Source organism: Methanobrevibacter sp. (assembly GCF_045126245.1).
Classification (GTDB): domain Archaea; phylum Methanobacteriota; class Methanobacteria; order Methanobacteriales; family Methanobacteriaceae; genus Methanocatella.
Genome location: NZ_JBGVOG010000106.1, coordinates 1 through 8896, shown reverse-complemented (window position 1 = coordinate 8896; position 8896 = coordinate 1). Strand labels below are relative to the sequence as shown.

Below are 8896 nucleotides of genomic sequence, written 5' to 3'. Positions count from 1 at the left end.
AATATTGATGATTATAATAGTGCTAGAAAAAATGCTTTTGAAAGAATCAAAGAAGCTAGTACTTCTACTAAAATTCTTATGTCATTTATGATGGCATGTTTTACAGGTATAATGGCTCAAATCATTATCCCCCTTCCATGGACTCCAGTGCCAATTACCGCACAAACCTTCGCAGTTTTATGCTCAGGTTTATTTTTAGGTAAAAAATATGGATGTTTAAGCCAAATATTGTATATTGTTTTAGGTGTTGCATTCATCCCATGGTTTGGAGGAATGACCGGCGGACTTGAAATATTTTTAGGATCAACCTGTGGATTCTTTATTGGATTTGTCATTGCATCTTACTTTATTGGAGCAATCACCGAAAAATATGCTAAAGCACGCAGTTTCACAAGAATGGCAATTGTTATTGGTATTGCAAACTTTGCATTAATCTATATTCCAGGTCTTGCAGGATTAGCATTATGGTATAACTTAACACAAGGTGCGACATTGGGCATTGTTGATCTTTTAATGATGGGTCTTGTTCCATTCATTATAGGAGACATTGTTAAAATCTTAGGTGCTGCATCAGTGTCTAAAGTATTCTTACCAAAAGACTAAAAAGGTTTTAAACCTTTTCTTTTTTTATTTATTTTACTGATTATTATGAAACTGATTTTAAGAGGACATCACTTATTATGTCTTCAGGGCTTTCAAGGATATGGCTATGATGAAGATTTCGTCAAAAACATGAGTGAAATCAACCGAATTAGAAAGTTAGGGGACACTACAGTTTCAATTACAAATGAAGCCGACGATATATGCAAAGCCTGCCCTAACTTAAAAGACAATCTGTGCATTAATGAAACTCAAAATGAAAGGATAATATCAATGGATAATGAAGTATTGTCTAAACTTAACTCATCAAAAGAACATAATGCCTTAGATTTATTTGAAAAAGTTGAAAAAACATTTAATTCAAAAGAAAATGTGAGTAAAATATGTTCTGCATGTATGTGGCATAAAGAGTGTTTATTTTACCAAAAACTATGAAACCGATACTTTTAAATACTACATAATAAAGATATATTAAATGTTGTATTACAACAAATATAGTCCCGTAGGGTAGTGGTAATCCTTCTAGGCTTTGGACCCGGAGACGGCGGTTCGACTCCGCTCGGGACTATTCAATTAACTATTTTTTATTGATATTTTATGAAAAAGCTATTACTTATTGGAATAGATACAAGAAGTATGCTTAACAGCGCATTAAAGCTAAATTATACTATATTTTCAACCAGTTATTTTTCAACTTCCGACACTCCCACAATCAAGAATCAGAAAGTGGTTTTAAAAGAGGAAAATGATGTGAGCTGCGGAAGCTTTGAAGATAATTTCGACAGCCAACACCTTCTGGAAATATCAAGAGACTATATTGATGAGGTGGACTACATAATCCCCATTTCCGGAGTTTCACCAAATGACTTTCCAAAAAAAGATCAAAAAAAGATTTTAGGAAATAAGGATGTTAAAGATGTCGAAAACAAACAACGGTTTTACAAAAAAATAAAAGGTGAATTTTTAACTCCTTTGACTTTTAGTATAACTGATATAGATGATGCATTTGAAATAAGTAAAAATTATCCGAATACCCAATTTATTTTAAAACCCGTTAAAGGAAGTGGAGGGTATGACATAAATCTATTAAATAATGATGCGATAATTGAATTTAATGAGAATGATTTTATCCTCCAGGAATACGTGTCCGGAATTAACTTAAGTTCATCGCTGCTGTGCAGCAAAAGTGAAGCAAAAACAATCATGAATACCCGATTGCTGACAATGAACGATTTTGAAAAAAACAACAGTTTCATTTATGTTGGGAACATCCTACCTTTAACAGATGAATCAATCATGACACCTGTTAAAAATATTGATGAATTAAACGATGAAATGAAAAACACATCAGAAAAGTTGGCCCGGAGATTCAACCTGATTGGATCAAATGGTGTCGATTACATTTTAAACGAAAAGGGGCTATATGCAATTGAAATCAATCCTAGGCTTCAAGGTACATTTGAATGCATTGAGATGTCACTTGGAATAAACATGCTTGATGCCCACATCAAATCCTGCTTTGGTGAAATCATTGATATTCCGGAAGCAAAATATTATTCCTATAAAAAAATCATATACTCCCCCGCAAGAATGAAATATGAAAAAATAGATTTGGACAATATCTATGACCTTCCGCACATAGGTTCAATAACCGAAAAGTCACAGCCATTGCTAACAATTATCGACAAAGATGAAAGCTTTAAAAAATTATATGAAAAAGTAGAATCAGCCAGTGAAAAAGTAAATGGCTTCGTTAAAAAACACCAACTAGATGAAGAATAAATAATATTACTCCAATTGTTATCATAAAGGTAGTTGCAATCATAGCATATGTCATCCACATAAATACCCTGGCTTTATTGTCAGGGTCCTTCATAAATTGGTCAATTGGATTTCTTCTCATTTTTACACCATTTCCAGTAAGAAAAATTTTTACAGTAACTTAATCTAATAAATTTTTTTTAAAAATAAATTCATATTAAAGCTTTAATTTAAAAAATAATAAAAAATAGAAGAAAATGAAAAATATTAAGAAAAATTAAGAGCTTCTATTCTGAAGCTTCTTCAGCTGCTGCGGCAGCAGCCTTTTCATTTTTCTCAATAGTTGATCTAATCATTTTCAATCTAACAAAGTTTTCCCTTTCCATTTCTTGGAGTCTCATATCAATATACTTTTCAGTATTTTGGAATCTTGGAATCATAATATGTTCTAAAGCATTTACTCTACGTTTGGTAGCTTCAATTTCTTCAGCGAGTAAGAAAATAGTTTTCTCAACTTCACCAAGTTCAATTAAATACTTAAGAGATTCCTCGAATTTCTTTGCAGCTTCGTCTAATTGAATAGTAGTGTCAGAGAAACCATAACCTCTGTCAATAATGGACCTTTCTTCCATTTTAACATTAGTTACAGGTACGGAAACACCCATAACACTTCTTGATGTAATTTCAACATCAATAGATTCCTTTACAGATAATGATGCTTTTCTAACAGCCAAATCACCCATAGCAATTTGAGCTTCAATTAAAGCGTCATTAGCTTCTTTAAGACTCAATTCTGCATTTTCACGAATACCTTTGACACGATCCAAGATATCAAAAAACTCTTTAATTAAAGCATCTCTTTTCTCTTTAAGCAAACCATGCCCTTTGACAGCTAGTTTAGTCCTATTTTTAAGAGACAATAATTCCATACGAGTTGGATTAATTCCATCTATAATATCTTGTGCCATTTAACCACCTACATTACTGTAACGAGATTAGTCATCTTTTGGAAGGTATTGTTCAATAAATTCTTCTTTAACCCTTTTGAGCTCTGCTTTAGGTAAGATTTTAAGTAAACTCCAACCAAGGTCTAAGGTTTCAAAGATTGTTCTGTCTTCATCTTTACTTTGAGTAATGAATTGATCTTCGAATGCTTGAGCAAATTCTAAGAACTTTTGATCCCTTTCAGTAAGTGCTTCTTCCCCTACAACCGCTACTAAGTCTCTTAATTCACGACCTTCTGCGTAAGCGGAATAGAGTTGGTCAGATACACCACTGTGGTCATCCCTAGTTTTGTCTCCACCGATACCACCACTCATCAAACGAGAAAGTGAAGGAAGTACGTCTACAGGAGGATAGATACCTTTCCTGGAAATTTCCCTACTTAATACAATCTGTCCTTCAGTAATATAACCGGTTAAGTCAGGAATTGGGTGAGTAATATCGTCTTGAGGCATAACTAAGATAGGCATCTGAGTAATTGAACCTTCTTTACCATCAATACGTCCTGCTCTTTCATAGATACCTGCAAGGTCAGTGTACATGTAACCAGGGTAACCTCTTCTTCCAGGTACTTCTTCTCTTGCTGCGGAAATTTCCCTTAAAGCTTCACAGTAGTTAGTCATATCTGTTAAGATAACTAATACTTGCATACCTAAGGTAAATGCATAATATTCAGCAGTAGTCAAAGCCATTTTTGGAGTTAAGATTCTTTCAATAGCAGGGTCGTCTGCTAAGTTCATGAATACTGTTAATTTTTCTAAAGCTCCAGTACGTTCGAAATCTCTCATAAAGAAGTTTGCTTCTTCGTTTGTAATACCCATAGCTGCGAAAATTACCGCAAACTCATCGTCAGCGCCTAATACTTTTGCTTGTCTTGCAATTTGTACAGCTAAATCGTTGTGAGGTAAACCAGATCCTGAGAAAATAGGAAGTTTTTGTCCCCTTACTAATGTGTTCATACCGTCAATGGTAGAGATACCAGTTTGAATAAATTCTTCAGGGAATTCACGGGAAGCAGGGTTCATTGGTGCTCCGTTAATATCTAATTCTTCATCAGGAATAATTTCTGGTCCTCCGTCAATAGGTTTACCAATACCGTTGAAGATACGTCCAACCATGTCACGGGATACACCGATTTTTGCGGTTTGACCAGTGAATCTTGTTTTAGTATCTTTAGTGTTTAAATCATTTGTTCCTTCGAATACTTGGATAACAGCAACATCTTTGGTTACTTCAAGAACTTGCCCACTTCTTTTTTCACCAGTTGGTGTTTCAATATCTACAATTTCATTGTAACCAACGCCTTCTACTCCTTCAACAACCATTAAAGGACCTGAGACTTCAGATACAGTAGTATATTCTCTAGTTTTAATATTTGTATTCATTTTTAAGCCTCACTGCATTGTTTAGTAATTGCTGCTTGAATTTCTGCAATTTTTTCATCAAATACATCTTGTGGTATGTATTTCATTTTACCTATGTCTTCTTTAACAGGTAATGCTACAATATTTGCAATTGGAGCTCCTCTGTTAACTGCTGCAAGAGATTCTTTGTAGAATAAAAGAATGGTTTTTAACATTTTGTACTGTTTATCAGGTGCACAGTATGTATCTACATCATCAAATGCATTTTGTTGCAAGAAGTCTTCTCTTAACATACGGGTAGTTTCCAAGGTAGCTTGGTCAGTTTCAGGTAATGCATCAGGACCAACTAATTGTACAATTTCTTGTAACTCGGATTCTTTTTGTAATAAACTCATAGCTTGGTCACGAGTTGCTCTCCAATCTGCAGCTACATTTTCAGCCCACCAGCCTTCAATACTGTCTACATATAATGAGTAACTTTGCAACCAGTCAATTGAAGGGAAGTGACGTTTGTCCGCAAGGGATGCATCTAACGCCCAGAACACTTTACAGATACGTAATGTGTTTTGAGTAACCGGTTCGGATAAGTCCCCACCAGGAGGAGATACTGCACCAACTACAGAAATAGATGCAATATGTGGTTCTGAACCAATGGTTTCTACTCTTCCAGCTCTTTCGTAGAATTGAGCTAATCTTGATGCTAAGTATGCAGGGTAACCTTCTTCCCCAGGCATTTCTTCTAATCTTCCTGAAATTTCCCTCATAGCTTCAGCCCATCTTGAAGTTGAGTCTGCCATAAGCGCTACATCGTAACCTTGGTCACGGTAGTATTCAGCAATTGTAATACCAGTATATACACATGCTTCACGAGCTGCTACCGGCATGTTAGAAGTGTTTGCAATAAGAACAGTTCTGTCCATCAATGGATTACCTGTTTTAGGGTCGTCAAGGAATGGGAACTCAGTAAGTACTTCTGTCATTTCGTTTCCACGTTCTCCACATCCAATATAAACAACGATGTCAGCATCTGCCCATTTAGCTAATTGTTGTTGTGTAACTGTTTTACCTGATCCGAAAGGACCTGGAATAGCTGCTGCCCCACCTTTAGCTACAGAGAAGAAAGTGTCTTGTGCTCTTTGACCAGTTACTAAAGGTATATCAGGGTCTAATTTTCTTACATATGGACGGCTTCTTTTTACAGGCCATTTTTGGAGCATTTGTACTTTTTCGCCACCAACAGTAGCGATATCATCTAGTACAGTGTATTCCCCTTCAGCTGCAATTTCAGTAACTTCACCTTCAAGAGATGGAGGAACCATAATTTTGTGTAAAACTGCAGTGGTTTCCTGTACTTCACCAAGTACATCTCCAGCTTGTAAAACATCTCCAACTTTTGCGACTGGTTTGAAAGCCCATTTTTTCTCTTTGTTAATAGAGTCTACATCAATACCTCTTGCAATAAAATCACCAGATTCCTCTCTGATAATTCTTAAAGGTCTTTGAATACCGTCATAAATAGAACTCATGATACCAGGACCAAGTTCTACTGACAATGCTCCACCAGTACATTCAACTACTTCACCCGGTTGGATACCGGCTGTTTCTTCATATACTTGGATAGTTGCGGTGTCACCTTCAAGCTCAATGATTTCCCCGATAAGCTTCTCGTCACCTACCCTAACCATCTCAAGCATCTGAGCCCCTCTCATACCATCTGCGACAATAACAGGCCCAGCAATCTTAATAATATTTCCTTCAATAATCATTTAACCATCTCTACCCCGATAACTCTTTTAATAAGGTCATTTATTTGATCAGATGATCCGCCAGAGGATCCGTCTTTATCAGGTATTTCAATTACCATTGGCAATACTTCAGAACCAATTTTTCTGTTAATATGTTCCCTTATCTCATTTGCCAATAATTGAGTAATTATAATAATTGAAATTTCATCTTCGAAAAATTTATCAAAAGCCACAATAGCTTCTTCTGAAGTATTTACTACTTCAGCCTTTTTAACACCACCAAGTCTAAATCCTGAAACGGTGTCAATATCACCAATAATTGCTACTGAACTCATATTAACATCTCCATGATTTTAGAATTAGGGAAGTCTGCTTCTCTTTTTGCTCTTGCAATAATTTTCAAATTTTTAATTTCATTTTCTTTTTGACTTAAATAACCAATAATTGGACCAATACCTAATGGTTTTTTAGATGCTAAAGATTTTGAATATTCGGAAGCGTAAACATCTAATGCTTTTTCAAATACTGCAACTGAACCAGTTTCATTGTAAACCGGCATTACGTCAGTCAATGCATCAGCATATTTTGTTCCTTCTAATCCAGATATTACATTAGTAACATCAGGAGATTCCATTAAATCTTTAAGTTTCCATTCACGTAATTGGTATCCTTCTTCTAATATATAAGGAGAGATTGCATCATAATCAAGGCCATCTTCTTTTGCCCTTATAATTAGTTTAAGATTAGCTACATCAACCTGAGTTCCAACATAAGAATATAATATCTGTTTATTCTCATCAGAAGGAACATCAGTAGAACGTAATAATTTGCCCAAATAATATTTATCTAAAGCAGATTCTAATGGAAGAATCATTTTAGTATCTTCATATTGTGGAAGAGCATCTTCTAAAACTGCTGCATATTCTGTGTTATCTAAACTTGTGACAATGTCAGTTACATTATCAGCATCAGCCAAGGATTCCAAATCACTATATAATGATCCGCAAGGGATTAATAATTCTCTTGTTTCTTCAGCTGAAAGACCAACTTCCTTAGCGGTTAAAAGACTTTTAATGTTATCGATGTCTGCTTTTTTAGACATCACAACAAATGGGTCCTTAATATCTTTAGGAGCTAATCTGGCAACAAAGTCATAAGTATTAGCACGTTCAACATCTAATGCTTTATCGAGTGGGTACTCATCTAAAACATCAGCATATTCAGGAATACCTTTGAGATAATTTTCAACTTCTTCAATATTGTTGGTTTCAACAATTTCAGAAATTTGTTTTTCATCAAATAATCTTCCTTTTCTAGCTCTTACTCTTGAACTTGGGTTAAGATAAGGATAAATATCCAAAATTGGTCTAGATGTAATGATTACAACGACTGCACCTACAACAAGTATTGCTATAATACAAAATACAAGAAATGTTTCTTGTGTAAGTCCAACAGAACTTATTAAGGTAGCAATTTCATCTGCCATAATTTATCCTCCTAATTATTTAAATAAAATTTCAGCAACTTCACTACGTAAGATACTTTTAAATCTTTCCAATCTAGCTTCAATAGTATTATTTACTTCGATATCTCCATTACTGGTTTTTAGGATAACTCCACCAATGGACTTAATAGGTTCACCTAAAGTGAACTTGAAACCATCCAATTCAAAAGAATCTGAACCAGTTGAAGATAAATCTTGTTTAAATTTATTTGTATCGGCTTCGTTTAAATGGATAATTAAATCATCACGATTAATTTCATCAGCAGCTTCTTTAATCATTTTGGATAATGAATGTTCATAATCCTCATTGCCCTCTGCAGCGATTGCTTTTAATTCTCCAGTTGCTTGATTGAAAGCCGCTTCAATTACTTCTTCTTTAGCGCCTAATTTTGCTCTACGAGCATTCATCTTAGCTTCAGAGATAATTTGCTGATATCTCATATCAGATTGTTTTTTACCATTATCTAAAATTTTAAGTTTTTCTGCTTCTGCAGTTTTTTCAGCTTTTGCTGTAATTTGTGAAACTTCTGCATTAGCGTCTTGAATGATTACATCAGCTTTCTCTTGGGCTTCAGACATAATGCTTGAAACAATTTTATCTGTGCCTGAGCTCATATAAATTGCCTCCTTAACCTAAGATTCCACCGAATACCATAAGTAAAATAGCAATCAAGAAACCGTAAATAGCTTGTGTCTCTGGTAATGCAGAGAAGATAATACCACGAGCAAACATATCATTGTCTTCAACGATAGCGCCAACAGAGGATGCTGCTGCCATACCTTGTCCCATACCGGAACCTAAACCAGCAAAACCAATGGATGCACCTACACCAATAGCTACAATACCTGCTTCAGTAGGTAATCCTTGTCCTCCACCTAATAATCCTGAGAATACTAATAATAAGATTGCAACCAAGAAA

The 8896-nt window shown here is 34.9% G+C and carries 9 protein-coding genes, 1 tRNA gene and 1 pseudogene; 4 read left to right on the top strand and 7 right to left on the bottom strand.

Annotated features, from left to right (window positions below; translation table 11 throughout):
• Nucleotides 1–3: 3 nt before the first annotated feature.
• From ACJMLZ_RS07790 to ACJMLZ_RS07775, 4 genes are all read left to right on the top strand, one after another.
• On the top strand, nucleotides 4–603 hold the full coding sequence (locus ACJMLZ_RS07790; RefSeq protein ID WP_405305062.1) for a biotin transporter BioY: 600 nt from the start codon (nucleotides 4–6) through the stop codon (nucleotides 601–603).
• Between the two features lie 45 nt (nucleotides 604–648).
• Nucleotides 649–1035, top strand: coding sequence for a DUF1284 domain-containing protein (locus tag ACJMLZ_RS07785; protein WP_405305061.1), 387 nt, complete (start codon nucleotides 649–651; stop codon nucleotides 1033–1035).
• 61 nt (nucleotides 1036–1096) lie between these two features.
• Nucleotides 1097–1168, top strand: a tRNA-Gln gene (locus tag ACJMLZ_RS07780).
• Between the two features lie 29 nt (nucleotides 1169–1197).
• Entirely contained in the window at nucleotides 1198–2382 is a 1185-nt protein-coding gene (locus tag ACJMLZ_RS07775) for an ATP-grasp domain-containing protein (RefSeq protein WP_405305060.1), read from the top strand.
• Between the two features lie 266 nt (nucleotides 2383–2648).
• Here ACJMLZ_RS07775 and ACJMLZ_RS07770 read toward each other — a convergent pair whose 3' ends face one another.
• The 7 genes and pseudogenes from ACJMLZ_RS07770 to ACJMLZ_RS07740 form a co-directional block, all read right to left on the bottom strand.
• Nucleotides 2649–3329 (bottom strand): V-type ATP synthase subunit D, encoded by a 681-nt coding sequence (locus ACJMLZ_RS07770; RefSeq protein WP_405305059.1) that lies wholly within the window; start codon nucleotides 3327–3329, stop codon nucleotides 2649–2651.
• Nucleotides 3330–3356: 27 nt separating this feature from the next.
• Nucleotides 3357–4748, bottom strand: a complete 1392-nt coding sequence (locus ACJMLZ_RS07765; RefSeq protein WP_405305058.1) for a V-type ATP synthase subunit B — start codon at nucleotides 4746–4748, stop codon at nucleotides 3357–3359.
• Between the two features lie 2 nt (nucleotides 4749–4750).
• Nucleotides 4751–6493 (bottom strand): ATP synthase subunit A, encoded by a 1743-nt coding sequence (locus tag ACJMLZ_RS07760; RefSeq protein WP_405305057.1) that lies wholly within the window; start codon nucleotides 6491–6493, stop codon nucleotides 4751–4753.
• Entirely contained in the window at nucleotides 6490–6807 is a 318-nt protein-coding gene (locus ACJMLZ_RS07755; RefSeq protein ID WP_405305056.1) for a V-type ATP synthase subunit F, read from the bottom strand. The genes ACJMLZ_RS07760 and ACJMLZ_RS07755 overlap by 4 nt, the downstream gene beginning before the upstream one ends.
• Entirely contained in the window at nucleotides 6804–7958 is a 1155-nt protein-coding gene (locus ACJMLZ_RS07750; RefSeq protein ID WP_405305054.1) for a V-type ATP synthase subunit C, read from the bottom strand. Before ACJMLZ_RS07750 ends, ACJMLZ_RS07755 begins: the two co-directional genes overlap by 4 nt.
• Before the next feature lie 15 nt (nucleotides 7959–7973).
• Nucleotides 7974–8591, bottom strand: a complete 618-nt coding sequence (locus ACJMLZ_RS07745; RefSeq protein ID WP_405305052.1) for a V-type ATP synthase subunit E — start codon at nucleotides 8589–8591, stop codon at nucleotides 7974–7976.
• 13 nt (nucleotides 8592–8604) lie between these two features.
• Nucleotides 8605–8896, bottom strand: a pseudogene (locus tag ACJMLZ_RS07740) (V-type ATP synthase subunit K); the annotation flags it as partial.

Coding starts and splice junctions, on each gene's coding strand:
- ACJMLZ_RS07785 (WP_405305061.1), top strand. CDS start 649: ATGAAACTGATTTTAAGAGGACATCACTTATTATGTCTTCAGGGCTTT.
- ACJMLZ_RS07775 (WP_405305060.1), top strand. CDS start 1,198: ATGAAAAAGCTATTACTTATTGGAATAGATACAAGAAGTATGCTTAAC.
- ACJMLZ_RS07770 (WP_405305059.1), bottom strand. CDS start 3,329: ATGGCACAAGATATTATAGATGGAATTAATCCAACTCGTATGGAATTA.
- ACJMLZ_RS07765 (WP_405305058.1), bottom strand. CDS start 4,748: ATGAATACAAATATTAAAACTAGAGAATATACTACTGTATCTGAAGTC.
- ACJMLZ_RS07760 (WP_405305057.1), bottom strand. CDS start 6,493: ATGATTATTGAAGGAAATATTATTAAGATTGCTGGGCCTGTTATTGTC.
- ACJMLZ_RS07755 (WP_405305056.1), bottom strand. CDS start 6,807: ATGAGTTCAGTAGCAATTATTGGTGATATTGACACCGTTTCAGGATTT.
- ACJMLZ_RS07750 (WP_405305054.1), bottom strand. CDS start 7,958: ATGGCAGATGAAATTGCTACCTTAATAAGTTCTGTTGGACTTACACAA.
- ACJMLZ_RS07745 (WP_405305052.1), bottom strand. CDS start 8,591: ATGAGCTCAGGCACAGATAAAATTGTTTCAAGCATTATGTCTGAAGCC.